The organism is Dolichospermum sp. UHCC 0260 (assembly GCF_009711985.1).
In the GTDB taxonomy this organism is placed as follows: Bacteria; Cyanobacteriota; Cyanobacteriia; order Cyanobacteriales; family Nostocaceae; genus Dolichospermum; species Dolichospermum lemmermannii.
Genome location: NZ_VIKZ01000014.1, coordinates 54,472 through 74,779, shown reverse-complemented (window position 1 = coordinate 74,779; position 20,308 = coordinate 54,472). Strand labels below are relative to the sequence as shown.

The window sequence follows — 20,308 nt, the reverse complement described above, 5'->3', positions numbered from 1 at the left end:
GAGAGTGTCAACTTTACTATACTATAAATATCTATACAGAACTTAAGAATAGAATTTACAAAGTTTATCTATATTAAATGATTGGTTTAGCAAGTAATACTACTTACATCTCTATTTTCCCTCAAACTCACAATTTTTTGCTTGACAGACCACTAGGAGTTTATCGTTGGTTTGTACCCTCACCGAAGAGGCAGAGGGGAAGGGGGCTTTCTAGCAGGGAGAGCAAGCCCTTCCTCTCTGCGACAAGCGTTGCGGAGCATGGGTAAGAAGCCCCGCCCTTCCAGGGCGCTTGGCTTGGGACGGGATACAAGCTTTGTCCCAGTCTCTCCCCTCTGCTCCCCTACTTCTTTTGACTTTTTGCTTACATTTTGGCGCATTGGGGCATCGCGGCACAAATTGCATTTCAAACAATATTTCTACAATTACTTTTGTGTTTTTTTTTACTCAACCTTAAACGAATGCCCCGGATTGCATTTAGTCATGAAATTGACAATCAAATTTCCAGGTGCAAGATATAAGAAGACTATAAACATCAAAATGAATACATTGTTTTTTTGAATTGTACGGTTGTTTGCTGTTAATCAATTTTTGTAATATGACACCGAATCGAAAAAAGAATGCGACAAATAGTAAAAATATAAAAGCTAGCAATAAAGGCATGTAATGACAGGGGTAACACAGATAGACCTCCAAGAAAGTGTAGAGGAACAGGAGACACTGCTGCGTCAACAGGATAATGCAATGCTCTTTGGTGATCAATTAGAAGATATCTGGCGGACTCTTCCAGAAGTATTGAGTGATGCTGCTAAGTACGAAAGTCAAGGTATTACATATATTAGAAGTGACGAAAGTCAATATTTTCAGACTTATAAAGATTTATATAATGATGCTCTGATTATTTTAGATGGGCTTTATCGACGCGGACTTAAATTAGGAGATAAAGCCATATTACAAATTGGGAGAAATCAAGATTTTATTCCTGCACTTTGGGCTTGTTTTTTAGGTGGGATTATACCTGCACCTTTGAGCATCGCTCCCAATTATGATATACAAAATGCCGCAGTTAAAAAACTTGAAAATGTCTGGCAGATTTTAGAGAAGCCTATTATATTAACGGATTGTGAATTAATTAGCAAAATAGAAAAATTAACTACTCAATCTCATTTAAAGGAATTGCGGGTAGTATCGATAGATAAATTACGAAGTAATCAATCTCTATCAAACCAACTGTCGGCTCATGAATTACCTCATCTTACACCATTAGATCCAGCATTATTACTATTTACTTCTGGTAGTACAGGCCTACCCAAGGGAGTGATGTTGCATCATCGCAACCTTTTATCTATGTCCGCCGGTACAGTGCGGATGAATAATTTTACACGACAAGAAGTTACCCTAAATTGGATGCCCTTAGACCATGTAGGGGCAATAGTATTTTTAGGAATTATGGCTGTGGATTTGGCTTGTCATCAAATCCATGTGCCAATTGAATTAATTTTACGTCAACCACTCAAATGGTTAGGACTAATTCAAAAGTATCAAGCTACTATCTCTTGGTCTCCCAACTTTGCATTCTCCTTAATTAATCAGCATACTGAAGAACTTAACCAATCTTGTTATGACCTCTCCTCAATCAAATTTTTAGTTAATGCCGGAGAACAAGTTTCGGTCAAAACTATTCGCTTGTTTTTAGAAATTTTAGAAAAACATAAATTGCGGGATAGAGTAATTAAACCAGCATTCGGGATGACTGAATCTTGTTCTGGAATTACTTGGTCAGCAGGTTTAAGCAAAGATGAATTGATAGAAGAAAATAGTTTTGTCTCTCTAGGTCGCCCTATTCCTGGAGCTACTATTAGAATTATTGACCAAGAGAATAATATTTTGCCAGAAAACGAAGTTGGACGACTTCAGATTAAAGGACCTTCTGTAACTGAAGGATATTATAATAATCCCGATCTTAACCAAGAAGTTTTTCAAGATGGAGGTTGGTTTACTACTGGAGATTTAGGTTATCTACACAATGGTGAATTAGTTATTACTGGTAGAGAGAAACAAGAAATTATTATTAACGGTATTAACTACTTCGCCCATGAAATTGAAACAGCGATAGAAGAATTAGATGGTGTAGCTATTTCCTATACGGCTGCCTTTGCAGTTTTCGACCAAAACAGAGAAACAGATTTATTAGTTATTATTTTTAGTCCAGAATCAAATAATATTGATAATGCAGTAAAAGTATTCAGACAAATTCGCAGGCATTTAACACAGAAAGTAGGAATTGCGCCTGCTTATGTGATTCCTTTGGCGGCTGAGTTAATTCCCAAAACATCTATTGGTAAGGTTCAAAAAGCTAAATTAAAAAAAGATTTTGAACAGGGATTATTTAGTGATCGCATCCAAGCAATCAATGAATATTTAGCGAGCGATCGCCAAAAAAACGCCAGCTTACCACAGTCTGAAAATGAACGCCAAATAGCAGCAGTTTGGTGTGAGATTTTACAACTTGATTCAGTAGGTATACAGGATAACTTCTTTGAATTAGGAGGGAATTCTCTACACCTAATTCGTGTCCGAAACCAATTAGAAAAAATTTTTGGTCGCCAGATACCTCTAACTGAAATATTTAAAAATTCTAGAGTTGCCACATTAGCCCATTTCTTAACTGAAGAATCTAATACCACAAATGTTATAGCAGAAAAAAGTCGAAAACGCGCCGAAAATCGTTCGCGTCGCCATCAGGACACTCATGATATTGCTATTATTGGTATGGCAGGTCGATTTCCTGGAGCTAACAACATAGATAGTTTTTGGGAAAATCTCAAAAACGGAGTCGAAACAATATCCTTCTTTTCTGAAGAAGAACTACTAGAGTCGGGGGTTGCTCCTGAACTTTTCCAGCAGCCTAACTATGTCAAAGCTAGACCGATTCTCGACAAGGTAGAATCCTTTGATAATGAGTTTTTTGGATACACAGACCGAGAAGCAGAATTACTCGATCCCCAGCAACGTTTACTGCTGCAATGTAGCTGGGAGTGTTTAGAAAACGCTGGCTATAATCCTAACTCCTATGAGGGAGCGATCGGGATGTTTGCTGGGGCAAGCATGAACACCTATTTTATTAATAATTGCTATCCGTATCGCGGTCAATTAGATGCCAACGACGAGTTACAACCCTTCACATTAGATTCGATGGGAGGGTTTCAAACGATGGTGGCTAACGATAAAGACTATTTGACTACACGGATTTCCTATAAATTGAACCTGCGTGGACCTAGTGTGAATGTCCAAACAGCCTGTTCCACTGGACTAGTAGTTGTGCATCTAGCCTGTCAAAGTCTGTTGAACGGTGAAAGTGACATGGCTTTGGCTGGAGCTGCTTCTATCAACTCTCCCCAAAAGATTGGTTATTTGTATCAAGAAGGTTTGATTGTATCTCCTGATGGGCATTGTCGCGCCTTTGATGCCCAAGCGAATGGTACTATTTTTGGCAGTGGGGTTGGAGTTGTTTTGCTCAAGAGATTAAAAGACGCTCTAGCAGATAACGATCATATCTACGCTGTGATTAAGGGATCTGCCATCAATAACGATGGCGGTAGAAAGCTAGGATTTACAGCTCCTGGAGGAGAAGGTCAAACTTTAGTAGCAGCCGAAGCACTAGCCTTTGCCGGAGTCGAAGCTGATACCATTGGCTTTGTAGAAGCTCATGGCACAGGTACAAAACTGGGAGATCCTATCGAAATCGATGCTTTGGCTAGAGCATATAGCACTGCAAATCAGGGAGAGTGTGCTTTGGGATCGGTGAAGACCAATATCGGGCATATGCAAATTGCTTCTGGTATTGTTGGTCTAATCAAAGCTGCTTTGGCTCTCAAACATCAAATTATTCCCCCGACTTTACACTTCAATACTCCCAACCCCCAGATTGATTTTTCCCAGACTCCTTTTTATGTCAATACCGCAGCCATACCCTGGACTGCAAAGCAAGAAGATGGCAAGGAGTTGCCTCGACGCGCTGGGGTTAACTCTTTAGGAATTGGTGGCGTGAATGCTCATGTGGTGCTGGAAGAAGCGCCCGCCATTATTCCCCAGTCCAATGACATCAAGCGTCCCCACCATTTACTCACACTTTCTGCCAGAACAGAACAGGCTTTGGTAGATTTAGCAAAAAGCTATGCAGAATTTCTTCAAAATCATCCCGCCAGCGATATCTCCGATATAGTATTCACAGCCAATACTAGCCGAGTTCATTTCCAGAATCGTTTAGCGGTGACTGGTTGCCAAATTGATGATTTTGTTACTAAATTACATCAGTTTGGACAACAAAATATAGAGTCAGTAATTCACGCTCAAGTTGATGAAAAGCAGCCTCCCAAAATTGCCTTTTTGTTCACAGGACAGGGTTCTCAGTATCTGGGAATGGCTAACCAACTCTATCAAACCCAACCAACTTTCCGGCGAACTTTAGACCAATGTGAAACAATATATCAAGAACTAACAGGTAGATCTTTACTGCAAGTCATCTTTGCTAATTCTGATGTAGCTTTAAATCATACATCTTATACCCAACCAGCTTTATTTGTTGTCGAAGTAGCACTAGCTCAATTATGGCGTTTTTGGGGCATTGAGCCTACTGCTGTTTTAGGGCATAGCTTGGGCGAGTATGCGGCTGCTTGTTTTGCAGGAGTTTTTGATATTGAAAGTGGTTTAAAACTGGTCGTACAAAGAGCAAATTTAATTGGTGGATTACCCGCAGAGCAAGGAGCGATGGCTGCCGTTTTTCTGGATGAAACATCTGTGCGGCAATTGTGTAAAAATCAGGGGATAAAAGTTGCGATCGCAGCAATCAATGCAAAACAACATACAGTAATTTCCGGCGAACAAACAATCATTCAACAACTTAGCGAACACTTTATTAACGCTGGAGTAAAAGTTCGCCAATTAAAGGTTTCTCATGCTTTTCATTCACCATTAATAGCACCCGTATGTGGAGAATTTAAAAATACCCTGCAAGAAATTGATTTTGCTAAACCCCAAATTCCTATTATCTCTAACCTGACAGGAGAAATTGCAGATGACAGTATTGTTACTCCTGATTATTGGATTCAACATTTGCTGCATCCTGTGCAATTTTATCAAGGAGTTGTGTCTCTAGAATCTCTTGGATGTGATAGTTTTATCGAAATTGGACCACAACCTGTTCTTTTAGGCATTATTCAGTCATCGATATCTTTATCTAACCCTCTAATATTACCGAGTTTACGCTCAGGATTTTCTGATTGGGAAGTTCTACTAGAAAGTCTAGGTAAACTTTATGTACGTGGTGCAAATATAGATTGGTTTGGACTTGAAAAAGATTACCAACCTAAAAGATGTGCTTTACCAACTTATCCTTTTCAGCAACGTCAACATTGGATTCCCTTAAAAACTCAATTCCAAACTGCCAAGGAATCTGCTGTTGTCAAGATGTTGTCTCAAAAAGATACAAACAATTTGATCCAGACTCTAATAGAAACTGGGAATTATTCTGAAGCTGAAAAACAAACTTTATCGGCAATTGTTCAACAATTAATTCAGCTACATCATCAAGACACAGGTAATTCTAATTTTGATAACTTACTTTATCAGTTAGAGTGGCTACCTCATCTTTTATCAGCTAAGAAATTAGAGAATTTAGAAATAATTCAAACTGATTTAGGCTCTTATTTGTCAGAACAAATCAAATCTACACAATTTACAGGAGTTTCTCTAGCTTTTTCCCAAATGGAAGAACTTAGTGCCAACTTTATTGTGAAAACGTTAAAAGATTTGGGATTATGGCAAATAAATACTATCCTCTCTCCAGAAAATAGTTTACGTCAGGCTGGCATTAAAGAGGAGTATAGATTACTATGGCAGCACTGCTTAAAAATATTGGCACAAACAGGCTTTCTAGAAAAGCAGGGTTTGGGCTGGAAAATCATCAGTGAACCGCAACAATCTCACTCTGATTTAACAGTAGATGATTTGATTGTTCAGTATCCAAATGCTTCCATAGAATTAACGCTGTTTAAGCGAGTTGCGGTCAATCTTGCAGCCATAATTACCGGGAAGATTTCTCCTTTATCCATCTTATTTGCTCAAGACGGGCAAATTGGAGTAGCAGAGTTTTATAAAAACACATCTTGGGCAAAAGTTCTCAACCTTAGTATCTCTAAAACAGTAGAGCTTTTATTATCAAACTATTCTCCATTAGAACCAATCCGAATTCTAGAAATTGGTGCGGGAACTGGAGCTACTACCCATCAAATTCTCCAAGCTTGTGCTTCTCGTCAAATTAACTACACATTTACTGATATCTCGCCATTCTTTCTAGAGACTGCCAAAGATACTTTTGCTCATTCTTTCATAGAATACAAAGTTTTGGACATAGAAAAAGACCCCGAAATTCAAGGTTTTTTACCCGGTTCTTACGATCTAATTATTGCAGCAAATGTATTGCATTCTACGCGGGATTTACAAGGAGAAACCTTACCCCATATTCGAGGTTTACTGCGTCCTGGAGGACACTTGTTACTCCTAGAACTTACTCATCAGTCCCGGTGGATTGATTTAATATTTGGCGTGACTCAAGGTTGGTGGCGTTTTAGCGATCGCGATTTACGCTCAGATCATCCCATTATTGCAGCATCTACTTGGCAATCTATTCTCCGAGAATCTGGTTTTGCTCAAGCTGAATTTATTTCTCCTGACGAAAAAATTGGCAGTCCTTTATTTCAGCAAAGTATTATTGTTGCCCAAAATGCCGAAAAAAGCAGCGATATTTCGGGTAATTGGCTAATTTTTACCGATAGTGAAACAGATAATCTAGCTCTAGCAATTCAACAGCAACTAAGCAAAGATTGTGGATCTTGTGCGATCGCCAATTTAGAAAATAGCTCTGAGCTAGAAACACGGCTGGCTTCATCTCTCTGTTGGCGTGGAATTATTTATCTTGTGAATGGTGGTGAGGGCGATCAGTATGAGTCTACTTTATTCAATCGCTGTCACCATCTTTTAAATCTTCTCCAGGCGATTAAAAAAATACCTCATCCTCCCAAATTATTCCTCGTTACCCAAGGCGGTCAACCCTTTCGATTAGAGCAGCCATCTTTTGTTACTCAGTCTCCGCTTTGGGCGTTGGGGCGCGTGATGGGGCTAGAAGAACCAGAACTATGGGGGGGAATGATAGACCTCTGTCCCCACGCCGATATTGCTCAAAATCTTGTTGCTTTACTCTCAGGATTGACTAACTCTGTCACCGAAGATCATCTGATGTTCCGCAAAGGTCAAGCTTACGTTGCGCGTCTTTCCCCACTGGAATCTCTACCTACAAAACCAGTCACTATCCAAGCTCAAGCTACTTATTTGATTACAGGAGGTATTGGTCATCTAGGATTACAACTTGCTCGCCATCTGGTTGATTTGGGCGCAAAACACCTCATTTTGACTACACGTCGTCAATTTCCACTACGAGCAGAGTGGGATTCACAAGCAGAATTTGGGGAAATAATTCAAAATATCAAGACTTTAGAACAAAAGGGAGCAACTGTAGAAGTTTGTCAAGCAGATGTGGGAGATTTTGAGCAAATGTCACGCATCTTTACCAAAATTCAAAAAATATCTGATCCGCTCCGGGGTATTTTCCATCTTGCCGGAGTGTCAGGACGCAAAGCTAAATTAAGCGAATGTACATTAGATGATATTGCAGAAGTTTTTCAGGCAAAAGTTCGCGGTTCTTGGAATTTGCATCAGTTATCTTTAGCAACTCAATTAGACTACTTTGTTTTGTTCTCTACCGCAGGTGCAATTTGGGGAGCTAAAGAGCAAGGTTTATACGATACTGCTAGTCATTTTATGGATGCTTTAGCTCATTTACGTCATCTTCAAAAATTACCAGCTACTAGTTTGAATTGGGCATTATTAGCTGGAAATGGCATAGTTTCTCAAGATTATGAAGATTGGCTCAAACAAATTGGTATGAAAGAAATTGCTTTAGATAAAGCTTTTGCAGCAATGACCGCTATTATGGAATCTGGAAAAACACAAATCTTACTAGCTGATGTAGATTGGGTGCGATTCAAAAATATTTATCAATCTAAAGGCAATAAACCAATTTTTGAAAAATTAGGAGAATACAAAAATTCAGTTAAAGGAATTCAACAGTCAATCTCTACACGTCGTTTTCTAGAAGAAATTCCACCAGGAGAACGTCGGCAACATTTGTTTGAATATATTGGCAAACAAGTAGGGACAATTTTAGGAAATAAACAGATACCAGATACCGAACAAGGATTTTTAGAAATGGGGATTGATTCTTTGCTTTCGATTGAATTAAAAAATCGTTTAGAGAAAGGATTGGAAGTGGCTTTACCTGCTTCTTTGATATTTGATTTTCCTAACATTAGAAGATTAGTTGATTATTTAGTGGAACAGGTGTTTGGTTGGCAGGTTTATGCTTCTGTAAATGTTGTTCCTATTCAGGAGGAGGTTGATCAGGATTTATTTTTACAAGAGCTTGCAGATTTAGAGGCTTTTTTAGGTAATTCTTAATTTTTTAGCTCACGCAGAGAGAAGTTGCGGTGCGAGGGGAACCCTCGTTAAGCAAACTTAGGTAGACGCAGAGGAAGAGGGGAAGGAGAAAAGATGGAGTTGGAGATATCAAGTAACGATAAGTCTGTCCAAGCTAGGGTGTTTAAGGCACTGAATGAAGCGAAGGAGAGATTAAAAGCTGTTGAAGCTCAACAAAGCGAACCGATTGCGGTTGTGGGTTTGGGTTGTCGTTTTGGTAAAAATATTTCCACTCCTGAAGCTTTTTGGTCTTTTCTCAAAGCTGGTGGTAATACGCTCACAGATGTACCTAGCGATCGCTGGAATGTGTCTGATTTTTATGACTCGGATCGTAGTAAACCCGGCAAAATCTATGTATCTCAAGGCGGTTTTCTCAATGACGTGTCGATGTTTGACGCGCACTTTTTTGGGATTGCACCGAGAGAAGCTTTGCATATCGATCCTCAGCAACGGTTACTTTTAGAAGTTGGCTATGAGGCGTTAGAAGATGCTGGTATGGCTGCGCCTACTGCCAGAATCGGCAAAACCGGTGTTTTTATTGGCATCACAAACAATGATTATGCTCGTCTGATTGCACCGGGAGGAGATTATAGCACAATAGGGGCTTATCATATCTCTGGCAACCATATAAATGCTGCTGCTGGACGCATTTCTTATCTTTTGAATCTCAATGGCCCTAGTTTGGCTATCGATACGGCTTGTTCTTCTTCACTGGTAGCAGTGCATTTAGCTTGCCGTTCTTTGCGCTCCCAGGAATGTCGGCAAGCTTTGGTGGGGGGAGTAAACCTAATTCTCACCCCGGAAGTGCCGATCGCCTTGTGCAGAAATCAGATGTTAGCTGCTGACGGTAGGTGCAAAACCTTTGACGAAAGTGCTGACGGATTTGGGATTGGTGAAGGTTGCGGAGTTGTTGTTTTAAAAAGGTTGAGTGAAGCCTTAGCAGATGGTGATCGCATTTGGGCGTTAATTCGAGGAACATCTGTCAATAACGATGGTGCCAGTGGCGGCTTTACTGTTCCTAATGGACCTATGCAGACAGATTTAATTCGTGATGCTTTAGCTGACGCTCATTTAAGCGGCGATGCTATTGATTATGTCGAGGCTCACGGTACGGGTACATCTTTAGGAGATCCGATTGAAATTAAAGCGATCGCTGATGCTTTATGTGTCAATCGCTCTCCATCCCAACCTTTGTTAATCGGTTCTGTCAAAACAAATCTTGGTCATCTAGCGGCGGCGGCGGGGATTTCTGGCTTGATCAAGACTATATTATCTATCTATCATGGCGAAATTCCGGCACATCTCAATTTCCAAAAACCAAATCCTCACATTAATTGGGATAGCATACCTCTGCATGTGGTGACACAGACTCGCCCCTGGACTCAAGGCAATGGCAAGATAAAAGCGGCTGGAGTCAGTTCTTTTGGAGCATCGGGAACAAATGCTCATGCAATATTGAGTGAACCTCCGCAAGTACAATCCCCAACTAAAACAACATTTCCTGTACTGGTAACTCTGTCTGCTAAAGATGAAGAACGATTGCGTCTGTTGGCTGCTAACTTTGTTAATTATATTGACCAAAAACCGGAAGTTAACTTAACTGATATCGCCTTTTCTGTAAATACAGGTCGTTTTCATCATAAACAGCGATTAACTTTATTAGTTTCCAATACTGCTAGTTTTAAAGAACAACTTCGAGCTTTTGTTAATGGTAATGACCGAGAAGCTAATATCATTTACGGTGAGGTACGAGTAAATACTAAAATCGCTTTCGTTTGCAATGATGCAAGAACTATATTTCCGGCGATGGGGAAAGAGCTTTTTGTAAATGAGCCTGTATTTCGTGATGCTTTGATGCAATGCGATCACCTATTTCAAAACTATTTAAATTTCTCTATAGAAGACTTACTTGATAACAATCAAGATATAAACGATCCTTTATATGTTCACCCAACATTATTTGCGCTGCAATATGCTCTTTGTGAACTCTGGAAATCTTGGGGAATCCGCCCTTCTGCAATTTTAGGAAATGGTTTAGGCGAATATATTGCTGCTCAACAAGCTGGAATTTTTTCGATTGGAGATGCAGTTAAATTAGTGGCAACTCGCGTTCATTTATTTAGCGAGCAAAGTGGAGAAAAAGAATTTTTAGCTTTTCAAAAAGTAGCTGAAGAAGTTTCTTATCGTAATCCACAACTCACTTTAATTTCTAATAATGGTGAGGTTGCTAATAATTATATTAAAACTGCTGCTTACTGGTTGCAACAGCTACATCACCTAGACAATATTGAAAAAGGGATTTTTACCTTACATCAGATGGGCTATCAAATATTTCTAGAGATTGGAAATCAGCCCATAAATAATATCGTTCATAGTAAATTACCAGCAAAAGAAATCCTTTGCTTATGTAGTTTAGCAAAAGATTGCAGTAATTATCAGCAAATCCAAACAGTCATAGCTGAACTATATGTAAGAGGAGTAAATATTAATTGGCAAGAATTCCATCGCTCTTGCTCAGGACAAAAAATTAGTTTGCCCAGTTCTCCTTTTATTCGCAAACGCTACTGGGTAGATGCTATTAAATCAAATCGCTCTGGACACCCTTTATTAGGCGATCGCTTCCCCTCTCCCCTCTCTTCTATTCAATATCGAGCTAGTATTAGTCAGAACAACCCAGAATTTTTAACAGAACATCAAGTTTTTGGTAAACCGATATTTCCTGGTGCAGCTTTTATTGAAATGGCGTTAGCAGCGGCACAAAGCCAAGCTGTAATTTTAGAAAATATCGAATTTCAAAAAGCACTATTGCTGCAAGAACAAGAGGATACATTACAGTTAATTATTGAACAAAATTGTTTTCAAATATATCAGCAAAGTAATAATAATTGGGATGTACTTGTTACCGGGGGAATTGATAGTTTAAATATACTAGATGCAAATCGCCAAAATCTAGAACAAATAGCTGCTAACTGTCCAGAGCAGATGGAAATTAATTCATTTTATGAAAGATATCAAAAATCAGGAGTTAATTACGGCAGTAGCTTCCAGATCATTAATAAGCTTCAACGTGGCAAAAATAGTGCATTTGCTAAAATCAAGTTAACACAAATTCAGTGTCTAGAAGCCGAAAAATATAAGTTTCATCCAGTAATGTTGGATGCTTGTTTTCAGGCGATCGCTGCAATTTTATTTCAGCAAGAATCATCTGTAACTTATGTCCCAGTCCGCATTGCTAAATTTCAATTCTTCAAGTCCCCAGGTGCTAGTGTCATCAGTGCAGCTCGACTAACTAAAAATTCTAATAACTATATTATCTCTAATATTGATATTTATTCAGAACAAGGTGAGTTACTAGTAGCAATTACAGGATTTGAACTTAAATCAGTTCAAAGTCAAGAAATTATCCGCCATCAAATCCAACCACAATCTTACATAGAGGAGTGGATTACTTTAGCATCATTGTTACCTGATGGTAGAGATTATTTACTAAACCCTGATGCCATTAAAACTCTAGTTCAACCCCAGCAATTAGAACAGCAATTAGCTGAAAAATTGTACCAATATGAACGCTTGCTTGAAGAAATGGAAACTTTAAGCGTAAGTTATATATGGGAAGGTTTAAAAGAGCTTAACTGGCAACCCCAATTAGGTCAAATTTATCCAGAAGAACAGATTGCTACTCAAGGTGGAGTTGTTGATTTTTATCGTCCTTTATTGTCGCGGTGTTTAGCAATTCTAGCTGAAGAAGGAATAATTACTCAGCAAAAAGATGGATGGTTATTAGCAAAAGAACCTGTTATATCTTCATCTCAATTACCAATTCAACAACTACGTAGGGAATTTCCTGATTACCTTGCAGAAATTAATTTGATAGAACGTTGTGGTTCGGCTTTAGCTGCGGTAATGCGCCGCCAAATTGAGCCATTAGAATTACTATTTCCCCAAGGCGATTTGAATGCGATCACATCTGTATATTCTGATGCGGCCGGTGCTAAATTGATGAATGAACTATTGGCAGCCACAATTAAAACTGTAGTAGCAAATTTACCAACAAATCGACAGTTACGCATCCTCGAAATTGGAGGGGGAACAGGCTCAAGTACCGCAGCAATTTTACCACATTTACCTCCAGAACAAATTGAATACACATTTACCGATATTTCTTCTAGCTTTTTAACCAGAGCCAAAGAAAATTTCAGTAATTATCCCTTCATTAAATATCAAACTTTAGATATAGAAAAAGCCCCCATTTCTCAAGGATTTCTACCTAGTTATTTTGATATTATTATTGCTGCTAACGTCCTTCATGCCACAGCAGATATTAATGAAACCCTTAATAATGTCCGTTCTTTACTAGCTCCTAATGCCATACTCATACTATTAGAAAGTACCGGAGCGCGTCCTTGGGTAGATTTAACCTTTGGGTTAACAGAAGGATGGTGGTTATGCAGTCAAGATCCGCACCGCAATGGTTATCCATTAGTAGATACAGAACATTGGCAAAACCTACTCGCCAAGCATCAATTTACAGAAATTAACATCATCGAACCAACCAATCCAAAGACACGGAACCTATTACAACAAAGCGTAATCATCGCCAAAAGCAGCCTTCCTTCTCTATGCGCCTCTGTGTCTTGGCGCGAAATAATCTTTGCTGACACTAACGGAATTGCTCGCAGTTTAATCACCCCATTCCAACAGCGAGGAATTACTTGTTCCCTCATCTCCCCTCAAGACATTAACCCCGATAACCCCGACGATTACCTATCACTATTACAAAACCTGATAACACCAGAAACCCGTGAAATCATCTACCTCTGGTCATTACAAGAAATAGAAGGCGAAATTTATCAAGCTGTAGAAATTCATTGTAGACGTTTTCTATTTCTACTTCAGGCATTATTACAACAAGAAAACCCCCCCGCGCTCATTCTTGTTACTCAAGGGTCTGTACCAGCAAAAGAAATCACAACCTTAACTTCTCCAGCCCAATCTTCCTTATTAGGAATGGCTTTAAGCTTAGTTCTAGAGCATCCCGAACTAAATTTTAGAGCGATTGATTTAGATCCTCATGCACAAGATTTAGGAGAAAAATTATTTAGAGAAATCCACAACAACACCCAAGAAAACCGCGTCGCTTTGCGGGGCGAACAACGCTTCTGTCCGCGTTTGGTAGAGCGCAAATTAGCAGATGGAAACATCAATTTCCGTCAAGATGGCTTTTATCTAATTTCTGGTGGTACAGGCGGATTAGGTTTAGCCACTGCCCGATGGATGATAGAACATGGCGCGTGCCATTTAGTATTGTGCAGTCGCAGTGGTGCAAAAGCTCTCAATCCTGAAATTCTAGCAAGTCTGCAATCCATTAACGAAGACATCCAAATTAAAGATGTTGATGTCACAGATGCCGAGAAACTGCACGCCCTACTAGAAGAATGCCGATCGCAATATCCGTTGCGAGGAATTTTCCACATCGCTGGCACTTTAGACGATACAACATTACTGCGACTGACACCAGAACGTTTCAACTATGTTCTCGCCCCCAAGGTGAAAGGAACTTGGCTACTGCATCAACTAACCCTGAACGATACCTTAGATTTCTTTGTTTGTTATACCTCTGCTGTGTCGCTCATTGGTTCGGCGGGACAAGCTAATGCTGCGGCTGCGAATGCCTTTGAAGATGCCTTTACCTATTATCGTCATGCACACAATTTACCAGCTACAGTCATCAACTGGGGGCCGTGGAGCGAAATCGGTGCAGCAGTCGATCGCAATGTCTTAGAAAGATTAGCAGCCAAAGGTTATGATGCGATCGCACCAGATTTAGCACTCAATACTCTAGAAAAAATTCTGTTTAATCAAATTGTACGTGCTGGTGTAATTGCTATTGATTGGCAACGTTTTCCATACATTAATCAAAGCTTTTATCAAAACTTCTTACCCCAAATCAAACCTAAATCTCAAACTGCATCCAATCTTTTAGAACAGTGGCAAACCATACCTGTAAAACAGCGTCGTGATTTACTTATCCGCCAAATTAGTTTGCGAGTTTGCACTGTATTAGGACTATCAACTCATGAAGTATCTCCCCAACAAGGCTTTTTTGACATGGGGATGGATTCTCTCACTTCCACAGAACTTCGCAATCTTCTGCAAACAGATTTTAATTGCTCTCTACCCACAACAATCGCTTTTCGGTTTCCCAATGTGGAAACTTTAGCAGATTATCTCCTGCGGGAAATTTTAGTTACCTCTGAGGTGCAAACTCCTGTACAACAACTAATACAAGAAGTTCCCCAAATCCAAATTGAAAAATATACCCCCGAAAAACCGCAACAGGAAGAAGATCCAATTGTGATTGTAGGGATGGCTTGTCGATTTCCTGGCGGTGCGAATGATTTGGAATCATTCTGGCAACTTTTAGAACAGGGGAAAGATGCAGTCAGAGAAATTCCCAGCGATCGCTGGGATATGCAAGCATGGTATCATCCCGATCCAGATACACCAGGAAAAATCTATTCTCCTTACGGAGCATTTCTAGAGCAAATAGATCAATTTGATGCCGAATTCTTTGGCATTGTCCCCCGCGAAGCAGTCGCCATCGATCCTCAGCAACGCCTACTATTAGAAACAACTTGGCAAGCCTTAGAATCTGCTGGGCAAAACCCCCAAAAGTTACGCAACACTCAAACAGGGGTTTTTGTGGGGGCGATGACTCAAGACTATGCCCAGTTGAGTTACGCACCAGAAGCAATTAACGCCTATACTGGTTCTGGCACTTCTGTGAGTGTAGCAGCCGGTCGTCTTTCGTATGTACTGGGCTTACAGGGACCATCAATGACAGTTGATACTGCTTGTTCTTCTTCTTTAGTAGCAGTACATCTAGCTTGCAATGCTTTGCGTAATGGTGAGTGTGACATTGCCTTAGCAGGTGGTGTGAATATAATTTTAACTCCGGTAATTTCCTTAATTGAAAGTCGCGCCCATATGCTTGCACCTGATGGACGTTGCAAGACTTTTGATGCGAGTGCTAATGGTATGGTACGGGGCGAAGGCTGCGGGATGATTGTTCTCAAGCGGTTGAGTCAAGCCGTTAAAAATGGCGATCGCATTTTAGCTAAAGTTCATAGTACAGCCGTAAATCACGATGGACCAAGTAGTGGTTTGACTGTACCTAATGGTGATGCTCAAGAAAAATTATTACATCAAGCATTAAAGGCGGCGAAACTCAACCCAGAGCAAATAGATTTTATCGAAGCTCATGGTACTGGGACAGCTTTAGGCGATCCGATTGAATTAGAAAGTATGGCTGCGGTATTTGGCAAACGTCTCCAAAATCGACCTTTAATTATTGGTTCTGTCAAAACTAATTTAGGACATTTAGAAGGAGCAGCCGGAATTGCTGGGTTAATTAAAACTGTTTTAGCCCTACAACATCACAAAATTCCTCCCCATCTTCACTTTCAACAACCCAACCCCCGTTTTGATTGGAGTTCTCAGATTTTTGAAGTTCCAGTACATGGAAAAAACTGGCATCCTAGCCAACGAGAACGCATTGCTGGAGTAAGTTCTTTTGGATTTAGTGGTACTAATGCTCATATTATTGTTGGAGAAATTGCATCTAATTCTCCACAGCCATCTGAGCAGAAATTTTACCTCCTGCCGCTTTCGGCTCGTTCTCAAAAATCTCTCAAAGAATTAGCAAAAAATTATCAATACGCTTTAAATGAATCTGTGAATTTCGCAGATACTTGTTTTACTGCCAGTACAGGAAGGGCTATTTTCCGGCATCGATTGTGTGTCTTGGCTGACTCAAATACTACAGCCGAAAAAGCACTTGCTGATTTCCAAAAAGGTGAAGATTCTGATAATTTAATTACTCCAATTACATCAGAAACTCAAACAAAAGTAGTTTTCCTATTTTCAGGACAAGGTTCTCAATATTCAGGGATGGGACAAACTCTTTACAACCAAGAACCCGTCTTTAAAAATACTCTGGAACTTTGTGACAACATTCTGCAACCTATTTTAGGAAAGTCGCTCTTAGATTTAATTTTTCAATTGCAAAATAGTGAACAGCTAGAACAGACTCAAATCACACAACCAGCCCTGTTTTCACTGGAATACGCACTTGCGAAATTATGGCAATCTTGGGGAATACAACCTGCTGCCCTTTTAGGACACAGTATTGGTGAATATGTCGCCGCTTGTTTAGCAGGAGTCTTTTCTTTAGAAGATGCTTTGCAGTTAGTTGTTCAACGCGGTCGCTTGATGGGAGAACTACCGCATAATGGAGCAATGGCAGCAATTTATGCTGATTATCAAACAGTAGCCGATCATCTGACTCCCTATGGAAATCAAGTAAATATTGCCGCAGATAATGGTGCAATTAATGTTATTTCTGGCTTGAGTGAAATTGTTGAACAACTAGAGAAATCATTTATGGAGCAAGGTTATAAAACTAGACGTTTGGCAGTATCTCATGCTTTTCATTCTCCTTTAATGGAGCCAATCCTTGATGATTTTGCTAAGATGTTACAGCAAGTTTCTTTCCATGAACCAAGCCTGAATATTATTAGTAATGTCACAGGTAAACCAATTGGCAAAGAAATTGCTACTGCCGGTTATTGGCTGCGCCATCTTCGCAATACTGTACATTTTGGTCAAGGATTTAAATTGTTAATTGACAGTGGTTATCGCCATTTTTTGGAGTTAGGACCAAAGCCTGTGTTATTAGGTATGGCGCGGCTAAATTCTCAAAGCAAAGAAATATTATGGCTACCCAGCATTGTACCTGGACAAGATGAACAAGCCCAGATGTACAGAAGTTTAGCAACACTTTTTGTTAATGGTTATTCTATAGAATGGACAGAGGTATTTAAGCAAGTCCAGCGGGTTCTTTTACCTACTTATCCGTTTCAACGAGAACGTTATTGGTTATCAAATCCACAATTTTTTGTAAGTGATATTAAGACTAAACTGCATCCTTTTATTCATGAGGTTAAAAAGCTAGCTACAGGAGAAATTATTGTTGAAGGAGAGATAAGTTCTGAGTATCCAGATTATCTGGAAGGACACAAGGTATTTGGAAAAATCTTGTTTCCGGCTACGGGTTTTATTGAAACGATTTTAGTAGCTAGTCGGCAAATATTTACTGATGATTTGGCGATTATTCAAAATGTTGCTATTCATCAGGGGTTAGTTTTATCTCAATCTCAAACTAAATTGCAACTGATTTTTAAGTCTAAGAAGTCGTCTGGCTATAGTTTTGAGATATTTAGTAGTGATTCAGCAAAAGATAGTTGGGTACTTCATGTTACGGGTGAGATTAACGTTAATGAAAGACATGAAAAGCTCACACACAGACGCAGAGACGCAAAGGATGAAAGAAGGGAATCTGTAGATCTAGCCAGATTTTATGAGTTTTATGAGCAGATGGGAATTAGCTATGGTCAGCGTTTTCAGGCTATTCAAGAACTCAGGTATTTTAGCAGTAGTTCTCAGGCTAAAATTAGTATCGATCGCAGTTTGGTAGATCGGCGATATTGTTTGCATCCTGTGCTTTTAGATGCTTGTTTACAAAGTATTGGCGCGGCTTTCCCAGAAATTCACGGTCAGGAATTGCATTTACCTTATGGTTTCTCTTCTCTAGAATTATTTGGCAATCCTGGTACTCAAGCTTGGACGCACATTGAGATTAAATCTCAGATTGATGGTGAAATCTGTGTAGATGTAGAGGTTTATGATGAGCAAGAACAGCTTTGCGCTCGGTTTACAGACTTAACAGCACGGCGGATTAATCCAGCAGTTTTACAACGTTTATGGCAAGAAACTGAAAATAATTGTTTTTACCAGGTGCAATGGCAAAAGCTTGATTCAGTTTCAACTATTACAGGAAACTCTCAACATTCATGGTTAGTGTTTGTACGTCCTAGCACAGCTTTGTATCAGTCGATTAATTTATTGCAAAAAGCTGGAGAAAGAGTTATTACTGTAGAACTTAGTGATGATTATAAACGTCATTCTCTAGAAAGTTTTGTCATCAATCCATCTCGGAAATCTGATTTTCAACGTTTATATCAAGAAGCATATCCATCGGGTGAATTTCCTACGGGTGTGATTTTTGCTTGGGAAACTGTACCTAATGAAGCAAGTGCAGATACAGTTTACAAGAGTTGTAATGCTGTATTGTATTTAATTCAAACTATTACTAGTAATATGAAAAAATTACCTGATTTATGGTTAGTAACTCGTGGTGCGAATCGAGTTTTATCTGAAACTTATTTGCAACCGGAACAATCTCCGCTTTGGGGATTAGGAGCAGTAATTAATCATGAATATCCCCAAATTCGTTGTGTATGTTTAGATTTACCAGCAATTGTAGAATCTCATGAAGCTGAATTTTTGTTCAACGAATTTCATACATCAGGCAGTGAGTCATGCCTAGCTTTACGCCGAGGAAACCGTTATGGAGCAAGGTTAGTATCTGCAACAATTCCCGCAGCCCAAAAACAGCAATTAGTTAGCAAAGAGGGAGCTTATTTAATTACAGGTGGTTTGGGTAAACTTGGCTTGCTCATGGCTCAGTGGTTATCACAAATGGGAGCTAGCCATTTGGTTTTGTGTAGTCGCCATGTCAAATCTCAACCAGAAGCGATCGCCTCATTAACTAAAAATGGTACACAGATTACAATTGTCAATGCTGATATTACCTCAGCCGCAGATACGGAACAGCTATTCTCCCGTTTTGGCGCGGATTTACCCCCCTTACGCGGAGTCATTCACGCGGCAGCTGTCCTTGATGATGGGCTTTTAACTAATCAAAATTGGGAAAAATATCAAAATGTTATGCGTCCCAAAGTGGAAGGCACTTTATTATTAGACCGCTACACCCGCAATCTATCTTTAGACTTTTTCATAGCCTTTTCTTCTGCTGCTGTAATTCTAGGTTCACCGGGACAAAGTAGTTACGCTGCTGCTAATGCTTTTATGGATGCTTTAATACAGCAACGACAAAGTTTAGGATTACCAGGTATTAGTATCAAGTGGGGCGCATGGGATACAGGGAATAAAATTGAAAAACAACGTTTTGCTAATTGGGGTATTCACAGTATGCCTTCTGATACCGCTATCAAATATCTCAGTGACTTAATTCTCAGCGACGTTGATCAAGGAATTATTCTTGATATTGATTGGTCTACTTTTAATCAAGCTTTTAACATTAATCAACCATTCTTTGCCGAAGTAATTACAACTAAAGCAGATAGCAAAGAGGCAAAATTATTAGAACGATTAAAGTCTGTATCTATAGATGAGCGAGCAGAAAATTTATCGCAAGGAATTGAGCAAATTTTACGCGAAGTTACCGGATTATCTGCTAGTAGTGTGATTCCTCACCACACCTCATTTTTAGAGTTGGGTTTAAACTCGTTAATGGTACTAGAATTTAAAAATCGGCTGCAAAGTAATTTAGCTTGTACTTTACCTACATCTATAATCTTTGATTATCCTAATATTGCGAGTCTCAACATTTATTTGCAGAAAGAAGTGTTAGCAGATTCTGTTGATTTTGAGATAAAATCAAATGAATCTAGTGAGATTGTCAATCCTTATGAAAGTCTCAATGAAGATGAGTTGGCTATACTACTTAATCAAAAGTTAGCGGAGCTTGAAGAATATGGTGATTAAATATTAAAGCTAAATTTCAGTGCGTCAAAAA

The 20,308-nt window shown here is 39.4% G+C and carries 2 protein-coding genes; both read left to right on the top strand.

All coding sequences use genetic code 11. The annotated features are described in order from the left end of the window. Positions 1-663 precede the first annotated feature (663 nt). Positions 664-8,571, top strand: a complete 7,908-nt coding sequence (locus FJR08_RS07890) for a type I polyketide synthase (protein ID WP_217357492.1) — start codon at positions 664-666, stop codon at positions 8,569-8,571. A gap of 93 nt (positions 8,572-8,664) precedes the next feature. Continuing rightward, positions 8,665-20,277 carry a type I polyketide synthase gene (locus FJR08_RS07885; RefSeq protein WP_174783032.1) on the top strand — a complete coding sequence of 3,871 codons (11,613 nt, stop codon included), beginning with the start codon at positions 8,665-8,667 and terminating at the stop codon, positions 20,275-20,277. Positions 20,278-20,308 lie beyond the last annotated feature (31 nt).

Bases quoted from the DNA above. Each gene is read 5' to 3' on its own strand.
- FJR08_RS07890 (WP_217357492.1), top strand. From the start codon at position 664: ATGACAGGGGTAACACAGATAGACCTCCAAGAAAGTGTAGAGGAACAG.
- FJR08_RS07885 (WP_174783032.1), top strand. From the start codon at position 8,665: ATGGAGTTGGAGATATCAAGTAACGATAAGTCTGTCCAAGCTAGGGTG.